This window comes from Xanthomonas sp. BRIP62411 (assembly GCF_003993525.1).
Lineage (GTDB): Bacteria > Pseudomonadota > Gammaproteobacteria > Xanthomonadales > Xanthomonadaceae > Xanthomonas > Xanthomonas euroxanthea.
In genome coordinates, this window is sequence record NZ_QEZI01000032.1 from 40409 (window position 1) to 64654 (window position 24246).

A 24246-nucleotide genomic window follows, 5' to 3' on the forward strand; every position below is an offset into this window, starting at 1 on the left:
GAAGAGGCTTTCCCGGTAACGCCCGTCGCGCCCCGGTGCGCTCCTACGACTGGTACTGCGCTACAGCGCGCGGGTGACCTCGCCGCACTGACCGAGGGCCGCCAACGGGTAGCATCAGCCGGGATGATGCGCGCCATCAATCCCAAGCGCCTACCAGCGTAGGAGCGCACCCGGGCGCGAAGAGGCTTTCCCGGTAACGCCCGTCGCGCCCCGGTGCGCTCCTACGACTGGTGCTGCGCTACAGCGCGCGGGTGACCTCGCCGCACAGGCCGATGTCTGCCAGCACCGCCTGCGCCTGGCTCAGGTGCAGGTCGGCCACGCAGACCTGCAGCACGCCGAAGGCGGGCAGCTCGCCGGCACCGCCCAATAGCGATTCGCCGAACACGAAGGCGGTGATGCCGGCATCTTCCAGCGCGTGCTTGGCCAGGTGCGCGTCGATGATGTGGTTGGCGCGATACGCGATCTGCATGTCAACCGCGCTCCAGGCGTTCGCGCTCGGCGCCCTGCGTCCACTCGCGCAGTGCCGGCAGCGCATCCAGCGCGGCCAGGTAATCCCCGGCAGTCTCGAACAGCGGTACGCCGTAGCTGGCAAAACGCAACGCGACCGGGGCGAACATGGCATCGACAATGCCGAAGTCGCCACACAGGAACTGCCCGGCATGGCCGTGCGCGGCGCGCAGGCTGGCCCATAGCGCCTGGATGCGGGTGATGTCGCGCTCGGCGGCCGCGTCCCAGTGGGCGGGGCCGGGCTGACGAGCAAGGTTCATTGGCAGCTGGGTGCGCAACGCGACGAAGCCCGAATGCATTTCAGCCGCAGCCGCCCGCGCCTGCGCCCGCACCGACAGCTCGGCCGGCCAACCGCAGCCGGCGAGCCAGCGCTCGTTGACGTACTCGCAGATCGCCAGCGAGTCCCAGACATGCAGGGCGTCGTCCCACAGCACCGGCACCTTGCGCGTCGGCGAATAACCGGCAATGCGCGCCTGGAACTCGGGCGTATCCAGCGGCAGGCGGACTTCTTCGAACGGTACCTGGAAGTGCCGCAGCAGCAGCCACGGGCGCAGCGACCAGGAAGACAGGGTCTTGTCGCCGATCACCAGGCGGGGCAAAGGCATGCGCTGCTCGCTGCAGAAGGTCGGCGCAGCGTACGCGTCGGGGCCGGCGACCGCCAGCCGTGGCCGATCGGGCGCTCCCGGCACGCCTTCACCCACCGGCGCGACCGTCTCGCCGACAGCCACATGTCGCAGCCAATAGCGGCCTTGAGCAGGCCCACGGCCCCACTGGGTGGCATTGGTGGCACTGGCCAACGGGCCTGCTGGCGCTTGACGCCACAGCGGAAAGCACCGGCCCACCACGCAACATCCCCGCCGCCTACCCCTAAACCGGTGCCACCGCCTAAACTTGCGGTTTACCTATTGCTGATGCGCGCATGTCCGAGACCCTAGCCACCGACGCCACCGCCCCGGCGGAGAAGAAAGACTTCATCCGCCAGATCGTCCGCGAGGATCTGGCCAGCGGCAAGCACACGGTCATCCGCACCCGCTTCCCGCCCGAGCCCAACGGCTATCTGCATATCGGCCACGCCAAGGCGATCTGCCTGGATTTCGGCCTGGCGGCCGAATTCGGCGGGCTGTGCAACCTGCGCCTGGACGACACCAACCCGGCCAAGGAAGACCCCGAGTTCGTAGTCGCCATCCAGGACGACGTGCGCTGGCTGGGGTTCGAATGGGCGCAGCTGCGCCATGCCTCGGACTACTTCGAGGTGTACTACCTGGCTGCGGAAAAACTGATCCGCGACGGCCATGCCTTCGTCTGCGACCTGTCCGCCGAACAGGTACGCGAGTACCGCGGCACGCTGACCGAGCCCGGCCGCAATTCGCCGTTTCGCGAGCGCAGCGTCGAGGAAAACCTGGACCTGTTCCGGCGCATGCGGGCCGGCGAATTCCCCGATGGCGCGCGCACCCTGCGCGCCAGGATCGACATGGCCAGCGGCAACATCAACCTGCGCGACCCGGCGCTGTACCGCATCAAGCATGTCGAGCACCAGAACACCGGCAACGCCTGGCCGATCTACCCGATGTACGACTTCGCGCATTCGCTGGGCGATGCGGTGGAAGGCATCACCCATTCGCTGTGCACGCTGGAATTCGAAGACCACCGCCCGCTCTACGACTGGTGCGTGGACAAGGTGGACCTGGCCGGCCATCCCGAGCTGCTGCAGCCGCTGCTGGACAAGGGTCTGCCGCGCGAGGCCGCCAAGCCGCGCCAGATCGAGTTCTCGCGCCTGAACATCAACTACACCGTGATGAGCAAGCGCAAGCTCACCGCGCTGGTGGAAGAACAGCTGGTGGATGGCTGGGACGACCCGCGCATGTACACGCTGCAGGGCCTGCGCCGGCGCGGCTATACACCGGCGGCGATGCGCCTGTTCGTGGATCGTGTGGGGATCAGCAAGCAGAACTCGCTGATCGATTTCTCGGTGCTGGAAGGCTGCCTGCGCGAGGATCTGGATGCGGCCGCGGCGCGCCGCATGGCGGTGGTCGACCCGCTCAAGCTGGTGCTGACCAACCTGCCCGAGGGCCACGCCGAGACGCTGCAGTTTTCCAACCATCCCAAGGACGACAGCTTCGGCACGCGCGAGGTGCCGTTCGCACGCGAGCTGTGGATCGAGCGCGAGGATTTTGCCGAAGTCCCGCCCAAGGGCTGGAAGCGCCTGGTGCCCGGTGGCGAGATTCGCCTGCGCGGCGCCGGCATTGCGCGCGTGGACGAAGTGCTCAAGAACGCTGCGGGCGAGATCGTCGAGCTGCGCGGCTGGCTGGACCCGGAATCGCGTCCGGGCATGATCGGTTCCAACCGCAAGGTCAAGGGCACCATCCATTGGGTCAGCGCCGCACATGCGGTGGAAGCGGAAATCCGCCTGTACGACCGTCTGTTCTCGGTGGAAAAGCCCGATGACGAGTCCGAAGGCAAGACCTACCGCGACTATCTCAACCCGGAGTCCAAGCGCAGCGTGCGCGGCTATGTGGAGCCGAGCGCGGCGCAGGCGGCGCCCGAGCAGTCGTTCCAGTTCGAGCGCACCGGCTACTTCGTGGCCGATCGCCGCGACCACAGCGCTGCCACGCCGGTGTTCAACCGCAGCGTGACCCTGCGCGACACCTGGGCCAAGTGAGTCGGAACCGCGCCGGGGGCCAGCCGTCCGGCGCGGATATGGCGGCAGGCAGCCAAGCCGGCGTGGCTGGCGCGATCGGCCGCTGATGGCTGTCACCGCAGATCAGGCAAGCAGCGCGAAGCCACCGCAGCGCGTTGTCTTTTGAAGTAATGAACAAGCGCAATGGAGACTGCGTGCCGCACTTCATTGCATGGCGCATGGCATGAAGGAGCAGCACGATGCGTGAGCGCTTGATGGTCGGTGTTGCCTGCGGCATCGGTGCAGGCGCGCTATGGGGACTGGTGTTTCTGGCGCCGCAGTTGCTGGCGGCATTTACGCCGTTGCAACTGGCCGTTGCCCGTTATCTGTCCTATGGCGCGGTCGCCGCCCTGGTACTGGCACCGCGCGCGCGGCAGACCGCTGCACGGCTGGGGCGGGCCGAATGGTGGGCGCTGGTGCGTCTGAGCCTGCTGGGCAACCTGATCTATTACGTGCTGCTCGGCAGCGCGGTGCAGTGGGCCGGCAGCGCGGCGACCGCGCTGATCATCGGCCTGTTGCCGGTGGTGGTCACCGTGATCGGCACGCGTGCCGCAGGCGCGGTGCAGCTGCGACGCCTGGCTGCGCCATGCGTGTTGTGCGTCATCGGCGTGGCGCTGGTCGCCCTGGACACCTTGCAGCACGATGCCGGTCACCACGCCAGCGATCGCGCCACCCGCATCGCCGGCCTGCTTTGTGCATTCGGTGCGCTGGCGTCGTGGTCGGCCTATTCCATCGGCAATGCGCGCTGGCTACGACGGCGGCCGGACCTGTCCGGGGGCGATTGGTCGCTGCTGACTGGCGTGGTCACCGGCGCATTGGCACTCCTGCTGGCGCCGGCTGCCCTGCTCGGCAGCGCGCCACATGCGCCGATCGACTGGGCGGGTTTCTGGGGCATTTCGCTGTTGCTGGGCATCCTGGCCTCGGTGATCGGCAACGCCTTGTGGAACCGGGCCAGCCGCGTGCTGCCGCTGACCCTGGTGGGCCAGATGATCGTGTTCGAAACGGTCTTTGCGCTGCTGTACGGCTTTGCCTGGGAAATGCGCCTGCCCACGCCGCTGGAGCTGGCCGCCATCGCCTGCCTGCTGGTCGGCGTGCTGTGGTGCGCAGCACTGCATGCGGAAGCGAAATGACGCCGGCGACTGATGCGCGCAGCGGCCTAGATTGCAGGCTGTGTCCGTCAGGAACGCCGCCATGTGCCTCCCCCAACCATGTTCACGCCCGCCTGCAAACACGCTGCGCAGCGCGATGTTTTCGCTGTCGATCGGCCTGGCGGCCTGCTCGCCGCAGCCACCCGCCTCGACCGCGGTGACCCCGGCCGAGGTGTTCTGCAGGCTGCTTCCGGGCCGGTCGGATGACGATCTGCCCAACGATCGCCGCGACGAAAGCATGCAGCAACTGGACCTTGCGACCCGCTGCAGCCGGGCCCTGCGCAGACAGCGCTGACTGCACCGACGCTGCAGGCGTGTTCCGGCCACGCGCCAGCCACAGCCGGCGCCATCGGGCGCAACGCGCGCAGGCCCCGGCGCCCCGGATGTGTGCCGGTGCCCAGGTCCAGCCGCACTCCACGCAGCAGGGGCTTACCATGGCCGCTCACCTGTCCTGATCGGAGCGGCCGCATGTCCCGTCTTTTATCCCGGTGTCTGAGCTCGATGCTGTTGCTGGCCTGTCTGGTGTCGGTCGGCTGCGCCGCACCGCCGGCCGATACGGCCACGCCGCCTCCAGCGACCGGCTCGGCAACCAGTCCGGCAAGTGGCAAGCCGATCACCGTCACCACCACCTGTCGCACCGACGCCGACTGCACGGTGAAGAACGTCGGCAACTGCTGCGGCGCATTTCCGGCCTGCGTCAACGTCAACAGTGCCACCGACCCCAAGGGCGTGCAGGCGCAATGCCAGGCCAGCGGCATGATGAGCGTGTGCGGCTTCCGCGAGATCAGCGCCTGCCAGTGCGTGGCCGGGCAATGTGCCGCAAAGGACGCCCAGGCCGATACACTGCGCCCCGCTCCCCCCTCTACAGAAATGGTCCACTGATGCTTTACGCGCAAGTCCACCTCACGCTGCCCGACTGGATTCACGCGCATGTCGACGACAGCCGCGCCTATCCCAGCGACGAGGACAAGGTGGCGCTGGCAATCGACCTGTCGCGGATGAACGTGCACGAGCGCAGCGGCGGCCCGTTCGGGGCGGTCGTGTTCGGCCCGGACCACCGCATCATCGCCGCGGCGGTGAACCGCGTGGTGCCGCAGACCACCTCGCTGGCGCACGCCGAAAACATGGCCTACATGCTTGCCCAGCAACGCCTGCAGACGCCGCGCCTGAACGATGTGCTGTCGCCGGTGACGCTGGCCACCTCGGCACAGCCGTGCTGCCAGTGCTACGGCGCCACGGTGTGGGCCGGCATCGACCGCCTGCTGATCGGCGCACGCGCCGAAGACGTGATGGCGCTGACCGAATTCGACGAAGGCCCCTTGCCGGCCGATTGGGTGGGCGAGCTCACCCGTCGCGGCATCGAGGTGGTGCGCGACGTGCATCGCGACCAGGCCTGCGCGGTGCTGCGCACCTATGGCGAGGGCGGCGGTGACCATTATTGACCTGCCCCGCAGCGATCGCGCACGCCAGGCCCTGCGATGAGCGGCCTGCTTTGTTATTGCCGCCAGGGCTTCGAGCCGGAGCTGGCCGCCGAGTTGAGCGCGCGCGCCGCCTTCGTCGGCATCGCCGGCTATGCGCGGACCCAGCGCAACGACGGCTATGTGCTGTTCGTCTGCGATGAGGCCGCGCAACTGGCCACCAGGCTGCACTGGCGCGAGCTGATCTTCGCGCGGCAGAAGCTGGTGGTGGTCGCCGAACTCAAGGGCATCGACCCCAAGGACCGCATCACGCCGATCCTGGCCGCCCTGGAAGGCCAGCCGCGTTTCGGCGACCTGTGGGTGGAACACCCGGATTCGGACGCGGGCAAGCCGCTGGCCGGGCTGGCACGCAGTTTCGGCAATGCCTTGCGTCCGGCCTTGCGCAAGGCCGGCCTGCTGACCGACAAACCGCAGCCGCGCCTGGCGCGGCTGCATGTCTGTTTTCTCGATGGCGACCATGCCTTGCTGGCGGTGGCCGACAGTGCCGACAGCGCGCCGTGGCCGTTGGGCATTCCGCGCCTGAAGCTGTTGCCGGAGGCGCCATCGCGCTCGGCGCTCAAGCTCGACGAAGCCCTGCTCACCCTGCTCACACCGGAAGAACGCGAGACGCTGGTCAAGCCCGGCATGCGCGCCGCCGATCTGGGCGCGGCGCCCGGCGGCTGGACCTGGGTGCTCACCCGCCAGCACCTGCATGTCACCAGCGTCGACAACGGCCCGCTCCGCGAGCATGTGCTGGAAACCGGCCTGGTCGAACATCTGCGTGCCGACGGCTTTCACTGGAAGCCTGCGCAGGCGCTGGACTGGATGGTCTGCGACATGGTCGAGCAACCGCGCCGCGTGGCCGAACGCATGGCCACCTGGATCCGCGAAGGCTGGTGCCGCAACACCATCTTCAACCTCAAGCTGCCGATGAAAAAGCGCTGGGACGAAACCCGGCTATGCCTGGACCTGTTCGAACAGCAGGCCGAAAAATCGCTGATCGTGCGTGCCAAGCAGCTGTATCACGATCGTGAGGAGATCACGGTGCTGGCGATGCGGGGCTGAGGGCCGGGAATCGGGAATCGGGATTGGGGAATCGTAGGAGCGGGGATTCGGGATTCGGGAATCGTAAAGGCGGGTGATTGGCGGCGGAATTGCTGTGGGTCCTGGCCAGTGGCAGCGTGCCGATGTGCATGACACCACTCCAGGGGGCACATGCAGAGCACCTGAGTAGGCGTGCGGCTCGCAGCAGGCGCTGATCCCGCACGATGGCACGGCATGTGCTTCAGCGTCGGATTGAAAGGCCTCCTCGTACGCGAAGGCCTTTTTAGCTCTTGGTGGCGGCAAGCTGGCTTGAGCCAGTCTGCTCTCTCAAATCAGGGCCAGCCCGCTCCGTCGCTCGACGGAGCGGGCCGCGATTACAGCACGATCCGCTTGCTGCCCTCGCGGGCCGAGCGGTAGATCGCATCGACGATGCGGATGTCGCGCAGGCCTTCTTCACCGGGTGCGCGCAGCGGAGTGCCGTTGATGATCGCCAGCGCGTCCTCGTCCATCTGCAGTGCCTGCTGGTGCGGCACCTTGGCGTCGAACACGCGCCCGTCGCTGGCCTTGCCGGTCACGCCCTGGTAGCTCTGGAACGGCGACAACTCATACCAGCCGCGCTCGCACTCGGCGCGTAGCACATTCATGTTCTTGCCGAAGCTGGTCTTGCACTCGGCACGCACCGCATTCGGAAATTCCAGCGTGAAGTCCATATGCTCGTCGACTTCGTCGAACAGCTCCGGGCGATCGGTCCAGCGCTTGGCGGTCACGGCCAACGGCTCGCTGCCCGCCGTGTAGCGCGCGGCGTTGAGCGGATACACGCCCATGTCGTACATCGCCCCGCCGCCGAACTGGGAACGCAAGCGCCACGGACGATCGGCCTTGGTCGCATCGTGGTAGCCGTTGTACCCAGCCTCGGCACGCACGCGTTGCATCGCGCCGAACGGCTTCTCGCTGGCCATCGCGATCAGGCGGCGCGTATTGGGTTCGTGCTGCATGCGGTAACCGATCGCCAGCGCCACCTTGTTGCGCCTGCACGCCGCGATCATGGCCTCGCATTCGCCGGCATGCATCGCCATCGGCTTTTCGCACCAGACATGCTTGCCGGCCGCCGCCGCGCGCAGGGTCAGCGGCGCATGCAGGTGGGTGGGCGTGACGATGTACACCACGTCGATGTCGTCGTTGTCGGCGATCCGGTCGAAGTTCTCGTAGCTGTAGACGTTGCGATCGGCGATGCCGTACTTGGCCTGCCACTGCGGAATCTTCGAGGGCGTGCCGGTGACGATGCCCGCCAGCTTGCAATGCTTGGTCAGTGCCAGGCCCGGCGCGAGTTGCTCGCTGGCATAACTGCCCAGGCCGGCCAGCGCCACATTCAGCGGTTTGCCCGGCTTTTTCTTCGGCAATGCCCAGCCGGGCGCAGCCAGCAGGATGCCTGCACCGCCGAACGCGGCAAGCAGACGGCGACGTGTGATCGATTCCACGGACATGCAAACCTCCTTCGCAAGATTGAGAGCGGCTGACACCATCGCATGCGGTCATCAGTCGATGACGACGCACGCGCACCGGAGTGTCAGTGGATACATGCCGCACCACGTCCCAATCGCACTGCCCGCAGATGGGCGCAGTGGTGCTGTTGGTCGCTGGTCGGCCAATACTGCCCGGGCACCTTACTTGATCGCGCGTGATCACCGCCATGGCCGCTGCGCACGTTCTGGCACACTGGCAACGATCCCATCTGGAGCATGCCGCATGACCGCTGTCGCCCGCCGTCGTTTCCTGCCCCTGGCGTTGCTGTTGTCCAGTTCGCTGGCAATCGCTGACGATGCGCCGTTCGTTGCGCGCGACCTGATCGGCGATGGCGCCTTCACCCACAATGCCGAAGGCCCTGCGGCAGGGCCGGATGGCGCGCTGTATGCAGTGAATCTGGGCAAGGACGGCACCATCGCGCGCATTGCGCTGCACGCCGATGGAAGCGCGAAGGCGGAGGTCTTCGTGACCTTGCCCGACGGCAGCACCGGCAATGGCATCCGCTTCCGCGACAGGACGATGTACGTGGCCGATTTCACCGGCCACAAGATCCTGCAGGTGAACCTGCGCACACGTGCGGTCAGCACCTTCGCCTCGCTGCCCGACGCCGATGGTCCCAATGACCTGGCGCTTGCGCCCGATGGCAGCTTCTATGCAAGCGACCCGAACTGGAAGGACAACAGCGGCCGCCTGTGGCACATCAGCCGCGAGGGCGTGGTCCAGTTGATGGAGTCGGGCATGACCACGCCCAACGGGCTGGACGTCAGCCCCGACGGCAAGCATCTCTACGTCAACGAAAGCATATCGCGCAAGGTCTGGGTGTACGACCGCGTCGATGGCGGCCTGCGCAACAAACGCCTGCTGATCAGCTTCCCGGACTTCGGCATGGATGGCATGCGTTGCGATGCCGACGGCAATCTCTACATCGCCCGCTACGATGCCGGGCAGATCGCGGTGGTCTCGCCGCAGGGCACGTTGCTGCGCACGGTCGCGTTGAAGGGCCGCAAGGCCAGCAACGTGGCGTTCGGCGGCAGCGATGGCAAACAGGTGTTCGTCACCCTGCAGGATCGTGGCGCAGTTGAAACGTTCAGGTCCGATCGCCCGGGGCGCGAAACCGGACACTGAAACTGCTGCGCGCGTCGCAACGGTTCTCAGGTCGCGCAACAGCGCGCTGGCATCCTGCAGGTCACCCGTGGAGGACTCCCCATGCAACCGATCGAACTCAAGGACGCGGCCGCCTTCGGCAACGAATTCCTGCGCCTGACCCTGCTGCAGGGATTCCAGTCGCTGACCAAGCGCGACCTGGAATTGCTGATCTTCGTGCTGCTCGAACGCGATGGCGCCATCTCGCGCAACAGCTCCAACGCGATGGTCGCGCTGCAGCTGCGGGTGACCTCGGCCAAGGTCAAGGCATTGCGTCGCGACGGCTATGCGCGTTGGCGCTCGCTGGTGCCCGAGGAAGGCGACGCGGCGATGCAGCGCATCGTCGCCAACGTGCTCACCGAAGACAACCTGCGCTCCGGTGCCAAGCACGTCAGCGAACGTAGCCGCAAGGAAGGGTTTCTGGCGGTGCGCATCGAACACCCCGATGACGCGCAGCAATTCGAGCAGGCCATCCTGGATGTCGGTGCCTTGCCGGTGTACGAGCGCAATCGCGAAGTGGTCGCGGTGCGCTTCGACACGCTGCTGAAAGTCGCCGAACGCTGGGGCTATCTGCAGCCGGATCCGCAGGCCACCGTGCGCGAACTGCAAAAGCTCACGCCCACGGCAGAGGAAGTGGCGGATCTGCTGAAGAAGGACATCGCGCAACTGCGTTGGGAAGATGTCCGGCGCGCGCTCAACAGCCTCGGCGCCAAGGCGGTGGCCAGCACTGCCGAGGGTGGCCTGAAGGGCTTGTTGAAGATCGTGTTTCCGTTCATCCCGGGCTGAGCGGCGGAGCCGGGTGCACTGTCCGAAGCTGCGGTGCGGCGGTGAGTTCCGGCTCCGGTCCCGGTTGGCCGATGCCGCATCTCGTGCCGCACCGACGGTCGCCCTGGCGCACGCAGACGCTGTCTGCCGTACGCCGGGCGCAGCGTGCACGCACCTCAACACGCCCGCCAGCCTCTATGCTTGCAGGCTGTTCCACATCAGGGGGATCTGATGACCACCGTTCGTATTGCCTCGTTTTCCGTACTGCTGCTGTTCGGCGGCCACGCGCTCGCGCAACAGACGCCGACGCCGGCCAGCAGCGCGCCGCTGATCGAGGTTCCCAATGTGATTCGCACCCAGCCGCTGTCCAGCGGCGAGGTCACCCATCAGGCCCAGCTGGAGCGTCCACGCGGCGAGGCCAGCGTGATCGTGCGCTCGATCCAGCCCAATAGCGTGGTCGGCAGCTACCGCATCGACTTCCAGGCGCTGGATACCGATGGCGACGGCCGCATCAGTCGCGCCGAGGCCCAGGCCAACCCGGCACTGGCAGAGGAATTCGACGCGCTCGACACGCGTCACAGCGGCCACCTGAGCCGCGAGCAGCTGGCCGGCTGGCTGATTCAGTAAGGTATTGGTCAGCAGTGTGCGCGGCTGCGCTACGCAGGCGCGCACGCTGCTTCGTTTGTGACCGCGGCAACCTCTTGCAGTGCCCGCTTCGGTCGGCTAGATTGTATTTAACGGATACAATTTGGACGGATCGATGACTGCTCGCCTGGCCCTTGCCGCAGACCTTGGCTATCAATTGCAACTGGCGACCCTGGCCTCCAGCCACGCCGCGCGCCAGGAACTGGCCGAACTGCATCTGACCCCGGCGCGCGTCACCGCCTTGATCCATATCCGCGACCAGCCCGGCTGCGACCAGACCGAACTGGGCAACCGCCTGCTGGTCAATCGCGCCGCCGGCATGAAGATCGCCAACGCGCTGGCCGAGCAGGGCCTGATCGAACGCCTGGCCGGGCGCGACCGACGCAGCAAGGGCCTGTATCTCACCTCGCTTGGCGAGCGCACGCTCGCCACTGCCCAGGGCTGCCTGGCACGGGCGGTTGCGCGTACCTGCACCGGCCTGCAAGCCAGCGAGCAGCAGACCCTGCTGCGCCTGCTCTGCAAGTTGAACGCCAGCGCCACGCTGGAACGGGCAAACGTGGCGGACACCGCGCTCGCCGAAGACCTGTGATTCCCACCTTGTACCGACTCGAAGGAGACGCCGCTTGAACGAGCATGACGTGGTATCGGTCCGCATCGAAAACCGCATTGCCTGGGTGAAGTTCGCACGCCCCGACAAACGCAACGCGATGAGCCCGGCGCTCAACCGCCGCATGATGGACGTGCTGGACGAGCTGGAATTCGACGACAACGTCGGCGTGCTGGTGCTCGGCGGCGAAGGCACGGCCTGGTCGGCCGGCATGGATCTGAAGGAATACTTCCGCGAGACCGAGGCACAGGGCCTGCGTGGCGTGCGTCGCTCGCAGCGCGAGTCCTACGGATGGTTCCGCCGCCTGCGCTGGTACCAGAAACCCACCATCGCAATGGTCAATGGCTGGTGTTTCGGCGGCGGCTTCGGGCCCTTGTTCGCCTGCGACCTGGCGATCGCCGCCGACGAGGCGCAGTTCGGCCTGTCGGAGATCAACTGGGGCATCCTGCCCGGCGGCGGCGTCACCAAGGTCGCGGTGGAGCTGCTGTCCATGCGCGATGCGATGTGGATGACGCTGACCGGCGAAATGGTCGACGGCAAGAAGGCCGCCGAATGGCGCCTGGTCAACGAAAGCGTGCCGCTGGAACGGCTGGAAGCACGGACCCGCGAAGTGGCCCAGTTGCTGCTCAAGAAGAACCCTGTCGCACTGAAGTATGCAAAGGATGCCGTGCGTCGCGTCGGCACCATGACCTACGACGAAGCCGAAGATTATCTGGTGCGCATGCAGGAAGCGGCCAATTCGTTCGACAACAACGCCCGCAAGGAAGGCATCCGTCAGTTCATCGACGAGAAGAGCTACAAGCCCGGCCTGGGCGAATACGACCTGACCAAAAACAGCGCCTGAGCAGTTCCCAGGGCGCCTGAAGCGATGCGTGCACCCCACGCATCGCTGGCGCTGCCAGTGGTTTTCTGCACCGAGGAGGGAGTATGGAAGCCTTGTCCGCAACCCTGCGCGGGATCGCTGCGCGTGGGCCATTGGGCCTGTTCATCGACGGCCAGTGGCGCGCAAGCAGCGGCGATCGCGACGTCGATGTGATTGCACCGCACACCGAACAACGCCTGCTGCGCTACACCGAGCCCGCGCCTGCCGACACCGAGGCGGCCATCGCCGCCGCGCGCGCCGCGTTCGACACCGGCCCCTGGCCGCAGCTATCGCCACAAGAGCGTGGCGTCGTGCTCAAGCGCGTGGCCGCGCAGTTGCGTGCGCGCATGCCGGAACTGGCCGAGGCCTGGACCGGACAGGTCGGCGCCACCATCGGCTTCAGTCGCCGCGCCTCGCAGCAGGCGCCCGGCCTGTTCGACTATTACGGCGACCTGATCGCGACCCATCCGTTCGTGGAGCCCCGTGCACGCGCCAACGGCGGCCGCGTGCACATCGTGCAGGAGCCGGTGGGCGTGGTCGCCACGATCACCCCCTGGAACGCCCCGCTGGTGCTGCTCTGCTACAAGGTCGCTGCCGCCCTGGCGGCCGGTTGCACGGTGGTGGCCAAGCCCTCGCCGGAAACGCCGATCGATGCCTACATCCTGGCCGAGTGCATCAGCGCGGCCGGCGTGCCCGATGGCGTGTTCAATCTGCTGCCGGGCGGTCGCGAGGTCGGCGAACACCTGATCCGCCATCCGCAGGTGGACAAAGTGAGTTTTACCGGGTCCACCCAGGCCGGGCGGCTGATCGGGATGGCCTGCGCCGAGCGTCTGGCGCGGGTCGGGCTGGAGCTGGGCGGCAAGTCCGCCGCGATCGTGCTGGACGATGCAGACATCGCCAAGGTGCTGCCCAGCCTGGTGCCCTACTCGATGCCGATCACCGGCCAGGTGTGCTTCGCGCTCACCCGCGTGCTGGTGCCGGCGCAGCGACGCGACGACATCCTGCAGGCGTATTGCGCGGCCATCGGCTCGCTCAAGCTCGGCGATCCGTTCGCTGCCGAGACCGGTATGGGTCCGTTGGCGCTTGGCCGCCAGCTCGAACGCGTGCAGTCCTACATCGCACAAGGCCGCGCCGAGGGTGCGCGCCTGGTCATGGGTGGCGGCCGCCCCACGCATCTGCCGCGCGGCTTCTTCCTCGAACCGACGGTGTTTGCCGGGGTGACCCCGGACATGACCATCGCCCGCGAGGAGATCTTCGGCCCGGTGGTGAGCTTTATCGATTATCACGACGAGGCCGACCTGATCGCCAAGGTCAATGCCAGCGACTTCGGCCTGCACGGCACGGTCTACAGCGAGGATCCCGATCGCGCCTACCGCATCGCCCGCCGCGTGCGCAGCGGCAGTCATGCGATCAATGGCATGTGGGTGGACTTCGACATGCCGTTCGGCGGGGTCAAGCACTCCGGGATCGGCCGCGAAGGCGGCATCGAAGGACTGCATGCCTTCCTCGAGACCAAGACCATCTATCTCAGTTAGGCCCTTCAGCCCAGCGACCGCACAGATACCAGAGCAAGTGCGGTCGCAACGCGGTGGCAGGCACCGCCTCGTCCATCGCCTCCTGCGGCGCACCCGCACTCTCTGGTGAACGTTCGCCAGGTGGATCGGGGGCACGTATCAACCTTCAGCCGTAGCCGTCTCACTCACGCCAGTCACTCCCCATCTGCATTCGGAAGACAGCGCCATGACCATGCCGACCGACTCGATCTCCTTCCACGCCCGCCTCACCCCGCACCGGCTTGCCGCCCGCGACCTGCTGCTGGACCAGCAATGGACGTACGCAGAGCTGGACGCCTTGATCGGCCGTCTGGCCGCGTTGCTGCAGAGGCGCGGCTGCATCGATGGCGAACGGCTCGCCGTGCTGGCACGCAACTCGGTCTGGCAGGTGGCGCTGCATTTCGCCTGCGCACGCGTCGGCGCGATTTACGTACCGCTCAACTGGCGGCTGAGTGCAACCGAACTGGATGCATTGCTGCAACGCGCAGAGCCGCGCCTGCTGCTGGGTGACGACGTTGCTGCGGGACGCGCCGATGTCGAAGCGCTGGCCGATTTCGTCGACGCGGCGAAGACGCTGGAGCCGGCAGACACGGCATCCATTCCCCCCGACCGCGTCAGCCTGATCCTGTTCACCTCAGGCACCTCCGGCCAGCCCAAAGGCGTGATGCTGAGCGAGCAGAACCTGCAGCAGGTGGCACACAACTTCGGCGTCACCACGCGCGTGGAGGCCGGCAGCAGTTTCCTGTGCGAAGCGCCGATGTTCCACATCATCGGCCTGGCCACCAACGTGCGCCCGGTGCTGGCGGTGGGCGGCTCGATCCAGGTCTCCAACGGCTTCGAACCCAGGCGCACGCTGGGCTGGCTGAGCGACCAGTCGCTGGGCATCACCCATTACGTCGGCGTGCCGCAGATGATGCAGGCCTTCCGCAGCCAGCCCGGTTTCGATGCAGCCGCGCTGCGGCATCTCACTGCGCTGGTCAGCGGCGGCGCGCCGCATGCCAGCGATGACCTGCTCGGCTGGCTGGACGATGGCATCCCGATGGTCAGCGGCTTCGGCATGAGCGAGGCCGGCACGGTGTTCGGCATGTCGGTGGACTGCGCGGTGATCCGCGACAAGCTGGGCGCGGTCGGCATTTCGGCGCCGTCGGTGCAGACGCGCGTGGTCGATGGCGATGGCAACGACTGCCCGGTCGGCGTGCCCGGCGAGCTGTTGTTGCGCGGCCCCAACCTCAGCCCCGGCTACTGGCGCGATCCGCAGGCAAGCGCCGACGCGCGCGACGCCCACGGCTGGTTCCACACCGGCGACATCGTGCGACGCGATGCCGATGGATTTTTCTGGATCGTCGATCGCAAGAAGGACATGTTCATCTCCGGCGGCGAGAACGTGTATCCGGCCGAGATCGAGGCGGTGCTTGCCGACCATCCGCAGGTCCGCGAATGCGCGGTGGTGGGGATCGCCGACCCGCAATGGGGGGAAGTGGGCTACCTGGCGATCGTGCCGGCCGACGACGCGCCGGATCTGGAGCAGATCCGCGCCTATCTGATCGAACGACTGGCCAAGTACAAGGTGCCCAAGCATCTGCGCGTGGTCGAGGCGCTGCCGCGCACCGCGACCGGCAAACTGCAGAAAGCGCGCCTGAAAGATGCCCTGGCCAGCGAGGCGTGATGCATGCCGGGCGATCGCGCCGCGCGCAGCTGGCAACGCCCCGCGTTTTCGCACTGCCCAGGTGCGGCAGCGACCAACGCCCCGACAGCACGACGGGCAGCCTGCGCTGCCCGTCGTATGCATCCGGCGCTGCGGCGTCGTGCGACGCAGCCGCAGCCTGCTGCCGCGGTTGCAGCGCTCAATCGATCACGCGGACTCGTCCAGCAACAGGTTGTCCTCGCTGATCTGGTCGTCCACCCACACCGCACCCTGCCCGGCCATGACCGCCAGCTGGCGCTCCAGCTCACGCATCAGCAAGCGCACGCCGGGCTTGTGGATGGCACTGCCATCGCGATAGATCACCCCGCCTGCGCGCGCCTGCGACGGCTGTTGCAGCTGGAAGGCCCGCAGCTCGCCACGTGCGATATCCCCGGCCACCATCATGCTTGGCATCACGGCAACGCTGTCGGTGCCGAGCAGGATCTCGCGGGTAAAACTGGCCGAACTGGAACGCAGCTGATCGCGCGTGGCCAGCCCATGCTCGCGCATCACCTGCGCCACGTCACGCTCCACATGCTGGCTCAGTGTCGGCAGCACCTGGCGATACGCGGCGGCTTCGCCGATGCGCACCTGGCCGTTGGCAAACAGCGGATGATCGCTGCGCGCCACCAGCGCGATCGGATCCTGGTACAGCACCTTGCGGATCAATGCGTCGTAGCGGGCCAGCGGATACAGCCGGCCCACCACCAGGTCGATCTCGTTGCCGGCCAGCTTGGGCAGCAGCTCGTCGGTACGCCCATGCAGCAGGCGCACCCGCAGCGTGGGTTCGGCGCGATACAACGCGGCCAGCACCGCCGGCAACAGGCCGCTCGCCGCGACCGGCAACGCGCCCACGGTGATGGTGAGCGCGTCATCCTGCAGCAGACCCTCGAAGGTGTCCTGCGCGCGGCGCAACTGGCCGAGCACGACGTGCGCGGTCTGTACCAGCACCTCGCCCATCGCGTTGGGGCGCACGCCACGCGAGTGACGCTCGAACAGCGGCGCGCCGACGATCTCCTCGATCTCCTGCAGGGCACGCGTCAACGCGGGCTGGGTGACGTTCAATACGCGTGAGGCGCGCAGCAGGCTTTTCTGCCGGTCCAGCGCCTCGATGACACGTAGATGCCGGACCTTGATGCGGTGTTCGAAGAACACGGAGGACATGGTCATGGGGGTAGACCTTACGTTGGGAAGTCGGGTAGTGCGGCGCGACGGCACCTGGCCGCCGCCTGCAGATCAGCGTGCATCGGGCACACGCCGTGTCTGCATGAAGTCTTCGAAGGACTCGCCACGCATGATGGCGTAGACCTGCAGATTCGTCATGCGCACCACGCGTGCGAATTTTTCGATGACGAAGAAGTTGGCGCCGTACTGCACCAGGCCGAGCCAGTCGCGTGCACGGATCAGCGCCTTTTCGTGCTCGGTGAGGCCGGCTTCCTGCATCAGGGTTTCGGAATCCTCAAGAAAGCGATCGCGCCACGGGGCGCGGATCATATGCCAGAAGAATCGGTTGATGCGCAACGCGCGGTTGCTGGTGCGCAGATCGAACAGGTAGGTCCCGCCGATCTGGTCCATGCCCTGTACTTGCGGATTCATGGGTCGGCCCTCATGCCGCGTTTGCGGTATGCGCGGCGTGTGCGAGCAACTGCGCCGAAGACGGCGCGTCAGCAGCTTCGACACCCGGCTCGTACAACACCACCGTCATCGCGGTGGTGGTCATCAGGTAGTAGTTCTGGTGCAGCTTGCGGATCGGCCCGCCCAGCGCGCCACGCATCGCCAGCCACATGATCTGCTCCACGCTCTCGGCCCCACCCAGGCGCACGTAATCGGTATGGGTCAGATCGGTCAGCGTTTCCGGCGCATGCTGGAAGCGGTCCAGAAATTCCATGTCCCACTCGGTGTTGTTGAAGCCGGTGCGCTCGCCGTGGATCTGATGCGACAGCCCGCCGGTGCCCACCACCACCACCTTGAGATCCTCCGGATAGGATTCGATCGCCCGCCGCACTGCCTGGCCCAGACGATAGCAGCGGCGCGCGGTCGGCAGCGGGTACTGCAGCACGTTGATCGCGATCGGCACCACCGTGCCCGGCCAGTCCGGCACGTGCGGCCACAGCAAGGGCAGCGGCGCCGCGCAGCCATGGTCGATCGGCTTGTCCTGAAAGACGGTCAGATCGAATTCGTCGTTGACCAGGCATTCGGCGATATGCGCCTGCAGCTGCACATCGCCGCGGATCGGCGGCAGATTGCGCAGCCCTGCGCCTTCATCGGCCACCGGGAAGCGCTCGCCGATGCCCAAGGCGAAGGTCGGGTACAGGTCGAAGAAGAACGTCGTGCAATGGTCGTTGTAGAAGAACACCAGCACGTCTGCCTGCTGCTCGGCCAACCAGGCAGCCACCGGTGTGTAGCCGTCGAACAACGGCTTCCACAAGGGATCCTGCTGTTTGCCCTTGTCGTAGGCCACCCCGATGGTGGGAACGTGCGAGGTTCCGATGCCGCCGATGATGCTTGCCATGCTGCACTCCTGCGATACGTGCCGGCCACTGGCAGTGACCGATTGCGCATCATTGATTGAGCCGAAATCGTCCTGCCACGGGATCCCAACAGCGCCGACTGGCCACTCGGGACCGCCAAAACGGTATCCTTGGGATCCAAAGTGCCACCAAGCGATCTGATCTGCAAGGTTTTTTATACCGGGATTGCGAGTTTTCCCCTTCGAAGGAACGTGCGCCGCAGTACGGCGCGAGAGAATGGAGCCAATGGCGAACAACCACCGATTGCAAGCGGTCCAGCAGCTACGCGAACTGATCCTGTGCGGCACCTTCGCCCCGGGTGAGCGCATCACCGAGGCCGCCCTGGCCGAGCGACTGGCCATCTCGCGCACTCCCATCCGTCAGGCCCTGCCCGCGCTGTGCCAGGAAGGCCTGCTGGTGCAGGCAGGCAACCGCGGCTATGCAGTGCGACGTTTCAGCCAGCAGGAAAGCCTGGACGCATTGGCGGTGCGCGCCTTGATGGAAGGCATGGCCGCACGCGCCGTCGCCGAACGAGGCGCTTCCGCCACGCTGCTGGCCACCTTGCATGCCTGTCTCGCCGAAGGCGACCGGATCCTGGCCACGCGCAGCCTGAATGCCGACGACGAGCAGGCCTATGGCGCGATGAATGCCCGCTTCCACCGCGCCATCGTGGTGGCCGCCGACAAACCGATCCTGACCGAGACCGTGGACCGCTGCACCGTGGTGCCCTTCGTCAGCCCGGTCAATGTGGTGTTCGGTCAACGCTCGCCCACGCTGGCCTACGACGATCTGTACTACGGACATCGGCAGCACGGCACCATCGTCTCGGCCATCGAACAACGCGATGGCGCGCGTGCAGAGCTGTTGTTCCGCGAGCACGCCAATACCCAGCGCCACAGCATGGGCATCTGACGCGCGCAGGGGTTTGGTGCGGACAGCGTGCACTGGCCTGGCGCAGCAGCCTGCACAGCTCAGAACTCGAACGTAGGACTACCCGGGCTTGCGCTGCATGCAGCGTTGCCTGCAGCAGCGTGCTGCATCCGTCTGCGCCGCAGCACGCACGCGGACGCGCCGGCGTGCATGCTGCGCATATGTGCGTGCTTCCACGTTAAAGGGAATGCACGAACATCAGATTGACACTGGTGCCGGCCACCGAGTTCTTCACCTCCACCGGCAGGTAGACATTGAAATTCAGCAGATTGTTGGCATCCAGCCGCCAGGACAGCCCCGGCCCGAGATAGAACTGCATGCGCTTGCTGTCGGGTACACGCTGCCCGTTGGTGCGGTTGTCCTGCAGCTGCTGCAGGTAATACCCGTTGATGCCCAGGCGCAGCTGTTCGCTCACCTTCACCGAGCTGGCCAGATTGGCCCACACCAGATCGCCGGCCTGACCATTGCGAAAACCGAACCCCGGGATCGGCGGTACGCCGCCGGCGCGATCGGTGCGGAAGTTGTAGAGATAGTTGACCCGCATGCTGATCTCCCAGGTGTCGCTGGGTTGCACGGTGAATGCCCAATGCGGCGCCACCGACCAGAATCCGGTGCTCTGGTTGATGGCGGCATCGCGATCGAACTTGCCCACCGGGGCGAACGCATCGATCGCAAAGCGCTGGAAGAACAGGACACGTCCGTTGCGCATCACCGGGTCGATCTGCAGCGCCGGCCCGAAGGAGATATCGCCGATCCCGAACCCGTTGCCGCGTAGCTGCACCGGGCTGTCTGCAGCGAAGGACGTGTCGTAGTTGACCAGCGGCACGATCGTATTGAAGCTCAGCGACGCGCGCTTCCAGCGATAGGGCGTGACGTAGATCAGCTGGGTCAGCAGGACGCTGACACCGACCTTGGGATCGCGGAAGGCGGCCGCATCGTCGCCGCGCGCGTCCTTGATCGCGTCGAAGTCGTAATGGCGCAGATATTCGATCACCGTCCAGCCCGGCGTCGAGGAGCCGAAGCCATCGAGAAAACTCGTCCCGCCCAGATTGATGCCCTGCGGCGGTGCAGCGGTTTCCGGCACCGCTTGCGCGGACGCCGCAACGGGCAGGCCGGCACCCAGCAGGGTGACCAGGGTCAGGACACGATGCCGATGCGACGACAACCGTGGCAGTGCAACGGCACAACGGGCAGATGAGCTCACGCGTTCCACTAGGCGATTCTCCAATGCGATGGATGGATGACTGCGGGCGCGACGTGGGGGAGGAAAGCGGTGCTGCGGCAGGCGACGACGAGGGCGCCGTCCGCCTGTGCGTCCAGGCACGGATGCGAGGCAGTTGATCAATCGGCGCCGATACGCATCAGCAAGGCGCCAAGCCGCTGCTTGAACAGCCAGCGCTCCTGCTCCCGCACCAGCACGTCGTCGAAACTGCCGAGCAACGCAGGCGACTGGGCCGTCCAGGGCGGTGCTGTGGAGGTGTCCGCGGCGGTATAGAGCAGGACCTTGCTGTGCGCGTGCGCCACGGTCGGCGATTGGATGCTGACCAGGGTGTTGAGCATCAGATGGCAAGTGGTGCGCGGCGGGCGCGCGCGGAAGGAGTGCAGGATCGCCTCGCGGCCTTGCACCGGCAGCTCCGGTGCGCTGGGCCGGGCGAACACGCCGTCGGCAGTGAACAATGCGGCAAGGCCTTCATGGTCATGCCGATCGTTGAGCAATGCGAATTGGCGAATCACCTGCTCGCAGGCAATGATGATCGATGCATCGTCGTGCATGCAGCCTCCTCAAGTCGCTGCTGATAAAGCGGCAAGCCTGGTCAACGACAGCGCGCGCGTCGCCGGCCGGACCGGATCGCCATCACGCCTCCTGCAACCAGTCGCGCATTGCTGCGCTGACGGCGGCGGGGGCTTCCAGCGGCGCCATATGCCCGCTGTTTTCGAAGACCACCAGCCGTGCGTGCGGGATCTGCTGCGCCATCTGCTGGTGCTGGGCCAGGGGACTCCAGGCGTCCTGCCGGCCCACGCCCAGCAGGGTCGGGCAGCGAATCTGCGCCAGCACCGGCGCGGCGTCGGGGCGCTCCAGCAACGCATGGATCTGCCCGGCGTAGGCCTGCACGCTGTGCCGCTGCACCATCGCGATCAGGGGCTTCATCAACCCGGCATCGTCGTGTCGGTCCGGATGCAGCATCGGTGGCAGCCATTGCCGTGCGAGCGCCTGCATGCCCTGCGTGTGGGCAAGCTGCACCAGTGCCGCGCGCTGTTCACGCTCGCCATCGCGGCGTGGCGCAATGCCGGTGTCCAGCAAGGCCAGGCGCTGCACGCGTTGCGGCGCCTGGCGCATGATCTCCAGCGCCACCCGCCCGCCCATCGAATGGCCGGCCACGGCGAACTGCGGCGGGGCGACGGCCAGCACGTGTGCGGCCATCCGCGCGATGCTGTCGAAGCCGGCGAAGTCCAGCACCTGCACTGCGGCGAGATCGCTCAGCGCCTCGCGTTGCGGCTGCCAGATGGTGGCATCGCAGAGCAAACCGCAGAGCAGCAGCACGTTGGGCCTGGACGAACGGGTGGCGAAAGATGACATGGCTCGACTGTAGCCACGCCGGCTGCGCCCGTCGTATGGAACATGCTGCCTGCGCTATAAGCGCATCAACATACAAAGACGGGGCCGACGACGGTGGCGTCGGCCGGCATGTCGGTCACGCGCTGCCGGAGGCGCGCTTCCACAGCACATCCACCAGCGGCGGCAACCTGCCGGCCAGCCCGAGGACCGACCCGCGCAACAGCGTCAGATGCATCTCGTCGTTGGAGAACACCGTGTTGATCGCATCGAAGCCATAGGCGGCCACGGTGTTCTCGCTGCGGCGGGTACGTGCCCAGCGCTGCAGCCGATGCGGGGCGGCCCAGTCCGCACGCTTTGCCAGCGCATGGCGCACCTCCGCGCGCAACGCGGCGACATCGCGCAGGCCCAGGTTGACGCCCTGCCCGGCCAGCGGATGCACCACGTGCGCGGCATCGCCCAGGGTCAGCACGCGGCCGCTGACGTATTGCTCCACCAACTGCCGCTGCAGCGGAAACGCTGCACGTGCAGACACCACGCGCACCTGCCCCAACCGCGCCGCGAAGGCCTGGGTCAGCTCGCGCGCGAAGTCGGCATCGTCCAGCGCCAGCACGCGCGCGGCCTCGGCATCCGGCAATGTCCATACGATCGAACTGCGGCCATCGGAGAACGGCAGGAACGCCAGCGGGCCGGTGGTCAGAAAGCGCTGCCAGGCAGTGGCCTGATGCGGCTGCTCGGTTTCCACGAAGGCAACCACGCCACGCTGCGCATAGGCATGCCGCGACACCGGCAGGCCGGCGAGCTCGCGCAAGGTCGATGCGGCACCATCGGCAGCGATGGCGACCGCCGCTTCCAGGCGGCTGCCATCGTCCAGGCGCAGGCGCACGCTGTGTGCATCCTGTTCCAGCTCGACCACGCGTGCCGGGCAATGCACCTGGATGCCGGCCGCATGCACGGCCGCCCACAGGCGATCGACCAGCACCGCGTGTTCGATGATCCAGCCCAGTTGTTCGCGGCCCAGGGTATCCGCGTCGAAGCGCAGTTCGCCGCCACCGCCGGCGTCCCAGACCCGCATGCGCCGGTACGGCTGCACGCGGGCAGCGCGCACGGCGGCCCATACGCCCAGGCTGTCGAGCAGCGCGGCATTATCGGCAGCGAAGGCATACACGCGCAGATCGGGCTGGTCGGCCCGCCAGCGCGCGGGCTCGCGGCCTTCGACCAGGGCCACGCTCAGGCCGGCATTGGCCAGGGCCAGCGCGCAGGCGGCCCCGACCACGCCGCCACCGACGATCAACGCATCGCGGCTACCACGGCGGCTCATGCCACGCCCCTGCACAACTGCGGCACATCGCCACGGAACCCCATCGCCCCGCCGACCAGCATCGACTGCAGCGGCGCGGCCTGCGAGGTCGCAAGCAGGCCGAGGCTACGCAGCGGCCGCAACAACGGCGCCGGATTGCCGGTGAGCCGCGCCAGCCCGCTGGAAAAGCCGATGGTCTGTTCGCGGTCCACGCGTCGGCGTGCCAGGTACTCGGCCAGCAACGCGCCCGCACCGGCATCGCGGCGATCGTGCTCGATCAATTCGGCCAGTGTCAGCGCATCGCGCAAGCCGAGGTTGAAGCCCTGCGCGCCGATCGGATGCAGTGTCTGCGCGGCGTTGCCCAGCAGCACCACGCGCTCGGCGACCAGCGCGTTGGCCAGCACCTGCACCAATGGATACGCGCTGCGTTCGCCGCTGGCGACAAAACGCCCGGCGCGCCATCCGGCCGCCCGCTGCAACCGGGCCAGCCAGCCGGCTTCGTCGAGCGCGGCCACCGCCTCGGCCTCGGCGCGCGCCACGCAATGGATCGCGCCGTAATGGCGGTCGCCGCGCGGCAACAGCGCGGTTGGCCCATGCGCGCCGAAGCGCTCCCACGCGGTGCCATCCGGTGGGCGGGAGGCGCGCACCCGCGCCACGAACAAGGTCTGCAGGAAGTCGTGCGCGTCGCTGCCGATATGCAGCAGCTCGCGCACTGCGCTGTGGGTGCCATCGGCGCCGACCACCAGCCGTGCCTGCACGCGCTGCTCGCCGTCATCGGTGACGATCCGCAACGTGCGCAGACCGTACTGTACCGGCTCGACCCCGATGCAGCGTGCCGGGCGATAGCGGCGCAGCCGGGTCAGCTCGTCCAGGCGGGCCTGCAACGCCTCGCCGAAATCGCGCGCCACCACCACCTGGCCGAAGCTGTCGCGGCCGTAATCGGCCGCGTCCAGCTGCACGCGGCCAAAGTCGCCGGCGCGGCTGACGTGGATGCGCCGGATCGGGCCGGGGGCGCTGCGCAGCTTGGCCATCACCCCCAGCACGCCCAGCGCATTGACGGTGGCGGCGGCAAAACTCAGGTTGCGCTGGTCGAACACCGCTGGCGGCGTGCCGGCCGGGGTGGCTTCCACCAGCCCGACATCCAGGCCGATGCGGTCCAGCGCAATCGCCAGGCTGGAGCCGACCAGGCCGCCGCCGACGATCAGAACGTCATGTGGATGTGTCATCGCCACATGATAAGCCTTCGCCCATGACCCGTTGCCGCGTCCGGGTGGGGCAGCTTGCCGCGCCCGGGCCGGCGTAGCGCGGCCGGCTGCTCACCCAGGTCCGCTGCCCG

At 67.2% G+C, this 24246-nt stretch carries 25 protein-coding genes; 14 read left to right on the plus strand and 11 right to left on the minus strand.

The window, feature by feature from the left end; all coding sequences use genetic code 11:
* Nucleotides 1-238: 238 nt before the first annotated feature.
* Nucleotides 239-469 (minus strand): DUF2007 domain-containing protein, encoded by a 231-nt coding sequence (locus EO139_RS20810; RefSeq protein ID WP_126972325.1) that lies wholly within the window; start codon nucleotides 467-469, stop codon nucleotides 239-241.
* 1 nt (nucleotide 470) lies between these two features.
* Nucleotides 471-1112, minus strand: coding sequence for a glutathione S-transferase family protein (locus EO139_RS20815; RefSeq protein ID WP_126972327.1), 642 nt, complete (start codon nucleotides 1110-1112; stop codon nucleotides 471-473).
* A gap of 314 nt (nucleotides 1113-1426) precedes the next feature.
* Here EO139_RS20815 and EO139_RS20820 point away from each other — a divergent pair, with 314 nt between their 5' ends.
* From EO139_RS20820 to rlmM, 6 genes are all read left to right on the plus strand, one after another.
* Nucleotides 1427-3166 (plus strand): glutamine--tRNA ligase/YqeY domain fusion protein, encoded by a 1740-nt coding sequence (locus tag EO139_RS20820; protein ID WP_126972329.1) that lies wholly within the window; start codon nucleotides 1427-1429, stop codon nucleotides 3164-3166.
* Between the two features lie 218 nt (nucleotides 3167-3384).
* Nucleotides 3385-4314: a DMT family transporter gene (locus EO139_RS20825; protein WP_104649468.1), complete on the plus strand. Its 930-nt coding sequence runs from the start codon at nucleotides 3385-3387 to the stop codon at nucleotides 4312-4314.
* A gap of 115 nt (nucleotides 4315-4429) precedes the next feature.
* Nucleotides 4430-4627, plus strand: a complete 198-nt coding sequence (locus EO139_RS21500) for a hypothetical protein (RefSeq protein ID WP_164739958.1) — start codon at nucleotides 4430-4432, stop codon at nucleotides 4625-4627.
* A 173-nt stretch (nucleotides 4628-4800) separates the two neighbouring features.
* Complete coding sequence (locus EO139_RS20835) at nucleotides 4801-5214, plus strand: hypothetical protein (RefSeq protein WP_104585027.1); 414 nt, start codon at nucleotides 4801-4803, stop codon at nucleotides 5212-5214.
* A complete protein-coding gene (locus EO139_RS20840; RefSeq protein ID WP_104585025.1) occupies nucleotides 5214-5774 on the plus strand; it encodes a nucleoside deaminase in 561 nt (186 codons plus the stop codon). Before EO139_RS20835 ends, EO139_RS20840 begins: the two co-directional genes overlap by 1 nt.
* 36 nt (nucleotides 5775-5810) lie before the next feature.
* A complete protein-coding gene (rlmM, locus tag EO139_RS20845) occupies nucleotides 5811-6854 on the plus strand; it encodes a 23S rRNA (cytidine(2498)-2'-O)-methyltransferase RlmM (protein ID WP_104585023.1) in 1044 nt (347 codons plus the stop codon).
* A 353-nt stretch (nucleotides 6855-7207) separates the two neighbouring features.
* Here rlmM and EO139_RS20850 read toward each other — a convergent pair whose 3' ends face one another.
* Nucleotides 7208-8317: a Gfo/Idh/MocA family oxidoreductase gene (locus EO139_RS20850; protein WP_115676190.1), complete on the minus strand. Its 1110-nt coding sequence runs from the start codon at nucleotides 8315-8317 to the stop codon at nucleotides 7208-7210.
* A gap of 262 nt (nucleotides 8318-8579) precedes the next feature.
* Here EO139_RS20850 and EO139_RS20855 point away from each other — a divergent pair, with 262 nt between their 5' ends.
* From EO139_RS20855 to EO139_RS20885, 7 genes are all read left to right on the plus strand, one after another.
* The gene (locus EO139_RS20855) at nucleotides 8580-9482 is read left to right on the plus strand and encodes an SMP-30/gluconolactonase/LRE family protein (protein ID WP_104585019.1); all 903 of its coding nucleotides are present in this window, start codon (nucleotides 8580-8582) and stop codon (nucleotides 9480-9482) included.
* An 81-nt stretch (nucleotides 9483-9563) separates the two neighbouring features.
* Nucleotides 9564-10286 (plus strand): hypothetical protein, encoded by a 723-nt coding sequence (locus tag EO139_RS20860; protein WP_104560559.1) that lies wholly within the window; start codon nucleotides 9564-9566, stop codon nucleotides 10284-10286.
* A 210-nt stretch (nucleotides 10287-10496) separates the two neighbouring features.
* Nucleotides 10497-10892 (plus strand): hypothetical protein, encoded by a 396-nt coding sequence (locus EO139_RS20865; protein WP_104585017.1) that lies wholly within the window; start codon nucleotides 10497-10499, stop codon nucleotides 10890-10892.
* 133 nt (nucleotides 10893-11025) lie between these two features.
* On the plus strand, nucleotides 11026-11499 hold the full coding sequence (locus EO139_RS20870; protein ID WP_104585082.1) for a MarR family winged helix-turn-helix transcriptional regulator: 474 nt from the start codon (nucleotides 11026-11028) through the stop codon (nucleotides 11497-11499).
* A gap of 34 nt (nucleotides 11500-11533) precedes the next feature.
* On the plus strand, nucleotides 11534-12361 hold the full coding sequence (locus tag EO139_RS20875; protein ID WP_016900748.1) for a p-hydroxycinnamoyl CoA hydratase/lyase: 828 nt from the start codon (nucleotides 11534-11536) through the stop codon (nucleotides 12359-12361).
* A gap of 83 nt (nucleotides 12362-12444) precedes the next feature.
* Nucleotides 12445-13914: an aldehyde dehydrogenase gene (locus EO139_RS20880; RefSeq protein WP_126972333.1), complete on the plus strand. Its 1470-nt coding sequence runs from the start codon at nucleotides 12445-12447 to the stop codon at nucleotides 13912-13914.
* 205 nt (nucleotides 13915-14119) lie between these two features.
* On the plus strand, nucleotides 14120-15598 hold the full coding sequence (locus EO139_RS20885) for an AMP-binding protein (protein WP_104585013.1): 1479 nt from the start codon (nucleotides 14120-14122) through the stop codon (nucleotides 15596-15598).
* A gap of 186 nt (nucleotides 15599-15784) precedes the next feature.
* On the opposite strand, the gene EO139_RS20890 is transcribed toward EO139_RS20885, so the two are convergent.
* From EO139_RS20890 to EO139_RS20900, 3 genes are all read right to left on the minus strand, one after another.
* On the minus strand, nucleotides 15785-16786 hold the full coding sequence (locus tag EO139_RS20890) for a LysR substrate-binding domain-containing protein (protein ID WP_104585011.1): 1002 nt from the start codon (nucleotides 16784-16786) through the stop codon (nucleotides 15785-15787).
* Between the two features lie 66 nt (nucleotides 16787-16852).
* Nucleotides 16853-17212, minus strand: coding sequence for a protocatechuate 3,4-dioxygenase (locus tag EO139_RS20895; RefSeq protein ID WP_039523676.1), 360 nt, complete (start codon nucleotides 17210-17212; stop codon nucleotides 16853-16855).
* A gap of 10 nt (nucleotides 17213-17222) precedes the next feature.
* Nucleotides 17223-18128 (minus strand): gallate dioxygenase, encoded by a 906-nt coding sequence (locus EO139_RS20900; protein WP_104585009.1) that lies wholly within the window; start codon nucleotides 18126-18128, stop codon nucleotides 17223-17225.
* A gap of 235 nt (nucleotides 18129-18363) precedes the next feature.
* Here EO139_RS20900 and EO139_RS20905 point away from each other — a divergent pair, with 235 nt between their 5' ends.
* Nucleotides 18364-19038: a GntR family transcriptional regulator gene (locus tag EO139_RS20905; protein WP_104585007.1), complete on the plus strand. Its 675-nt coding sequence runs from the start codon at nucleotides 18364-18366 to the stop codon at nucleotides 19036-19038.
* A 196-nt stretch (nucleotides 19039-19234) separates the two neighbouring features.
* Here the strand turns inward: EO139_RS20905 and EO139_RS20910 are convergent, their stop codons facing one another.
* The 5 genes from EO139_RS20910 to ubiH all read right to left on the minus strand — a co-directional run bounded on the left by EO139_RS20910 (nucleotide 19235) and on the right by ubiH (nucleotide 24136).
* A complete protein-coding gene (locus tag EO139_RS20910; RefSeq protein WP_126972335.1) occupies nucleotides 19235-20269 on the minus strand; it encodes a transporter in 1035 nt (344 codons plus the stop codon).
* Nucleotides 20270-20397: 128 nt separating this feature from the next.
* A complete protein-coding gene (locus EO139_RS20915) occupies nucleotides 20398-20829 on the minus strand; it encodes a nuclear transport factor 2 family protein (RefSeq protein ID WP_126972337.1) in 432 nt (143 codons plus the stop codon).
* 82 nt (nucleotides 20830-20911) lie between these two features.
* Entirely contained in the window at nucleotides 20912-21634 is a 723-nt protein-coding gene (locus EO139_RS20920; protein ID WP_126972339.1) for an alpha/beta hydrolase, read from the minus strand.
* 115 nt (nucleotides 21635-21749) lie between these two features.
* Nucleotides 21750-22931, minus strand: a complete 1182-nt coding sequence (locus EO139_RS20925) for a UbiH/UbiF family hydroxylase (RefSeq protein WP_126972341.1) — start codon at nucleotides 22929-22931, stop codon at nucleotides 21750-21752.
* Nucleotides 22928-24136, minus strand: coding sequence for a 2-octaprenyl-6-methoxyphenyl hydroxylase (ubiH, locus tag EO139_RS20930; protein WP_126972343.1), 1209 nt, complete (start codon nucleotides 24134-24136; stop codon nucleotides 22928-22930). The genes EO139_RS20925 and ubiH overlap by 4 nt, the downstream gene beginning before the upstream one ends.
* Between the last annotated feature and the right edge of the window lie 110 nt (nucleotides 24137-24246).

Bases quoted from the DNA above. Each gene is read 5' to 3' on its own strand.
- EO139_RS20810 (WP_126972325.1), bottom strand. From the start codon at position 469: ATGCAGATCGCGTATCGCGCCAACCACATCATCGACGCGCACCTGGCC.
- EO139_RS20815 (WP_126972327.1), bottom strand. From the start codon at position 1,112: ATGCCTTTGCCCCGCCTGGTGATCGGCGACAAGACCCTGTCTTCCTGG.
- EO139_RS20820 (WP_126972329.1), top strand. From the start codon at position 1,427: ATGTCCGAGACCCTAGCCACCGACGCCACCGCCCCGGCGGAGAAGAAA.
- EO139_RS20825 (WP_104649468.1), top strand. From the start codon at position 3,385: ATGCGTGAGCGCTTGATGGTCGGTGTTGCCTGCGGCATCGGTGCAGGC.
- EO139_RS21500 (WP_164739958.1), top strand. From the start codon at position 4,430: ATGTTTTCGCTGTCGATCGGCCTGGCGGCCTGCTCGCCGCAGCCACCC.
- EO139_RS20835 (WP_104585027.1), top strand. From the start codon at position 4,801: ATGTCCCGTCTTTTATCCCGGTGTCTGAGCTCGATGCTGTTGCTGGCC.
- EO139_RS20840 (WP_104585025.1), top strand. From the start codon at position 5,214: ATGCTTTACGCGCAAGTCCACCTCACGCTGCCCGACTGGATTCACGCG.
- rlmM (WP_104585023.1), top strand. From the start codon at position 5,811: ATGAGCGGCCTGCTTTGTTATTGCCGCCAGGGCTTCGAGCCGGAGCTG.
- EO139_RS20850 (WP_115676190.1), bottom strand. From the start codon at position 8,317: ATGTCCGTGGAATCGATCACACGTCGCCGTCTGCTTGCCGCGTTCGGC.
- EO139_RS20855 (WP_104585019.1), top strand. From the start codon at position 8,580: ATGACCGCTGTCGCCCGCCGTCGTTTCCTGCCCCTGGCGTTGCTGTTG.
- EO139_RS20860 (WP_104560559.1), top strand. From the start codon at position 9,564: ATGCAACCGATCGAACTCAAGGACGCGGCCGCCTTCGGCAACGAATTC.
- EO139_RS20865 (WP_104585017.1), top strand. From the start codon at position 10,497: ATGACCACCGTTCGTATTGCCTCGTTTTCCGTACTGCTGCTGTTCGGC.
- EO139_RS20870 (WP_104585082.1), top strand. From the start codon at position 11,026: ATGACTGCTCGCCTGGCCCTTGCCGCAGACCTTGGCTATCAATTGCAA.
- EO139_RS20880 (WP_126972333.1), top strand. From the start codon at position 12,445: ATGGAAGCCTTGTCCGCAACCCTGCGCGGGATCGCTGCGCGTGGGCCA.
- EO139_RS20885 (WP_104585013.1), top strand. From the start codon at position 14,120: ATGACCATGCCGACCGACTCGATCTCCTTCCACGCCCGCCTCACCCCG.
- EO139_RS20890 (WP_104585011.1), bottom strand. From the start codon at position 16,786: ATGACCATGTCCTCCGTGTTCTTCGAACACCGCATCAAGGTCCGGCAT.
- EO139_RS20895 (WP_039523676.1), bottom strand. From the start codon at position 17,212: ATGAATCCGCAAGTACAGGGCATGGACCAGATCGGCGGGACCTACCTG.
- EO139_RS20900 (WP_104585009.1), bottom strand. From the start codon at position 18,128: ATGGCAAGCATCATCGGCGGCATCGGAACCTCGCACGTTCCCACCATC.
- EO139_RS20905 (WP_104585007.1), top strand. From the start codon at position 18,364: ATGGAGCCAATGGCGAACAACCACCGATTGCAAGCGGTCCAGCAGCTA.
- EO139_RS20915 (WP_126972337.1), bottom strand. From the start codon at position 20,829: ATGCACGACGATGCATCGATCATCATTGCCTGCGAGCAGGTGATTCGC.
- EO139_RS20920 (WP_126972339.1), bottom strand. From the start codon at position 21,634: ATGTCATCTTTCGCCACCCGTTCGTCCAGGCCCAACGTGCTGCTGCTC.
- EO139_RS20925 (WP_126972341.1), bottom strand. From the start codon at position 22,931: ATGAGCCGCCGTGGTAGCCGCGATGCGTTGATCGTCGGTGGCGGCGTG.
- ubiH (WP_126972343.1), bottom strand. From the start codon at position 24,136: ATGACACATCCACATGACGTTCTGATCGTCGGCGGCGGCCTGGTCGGC.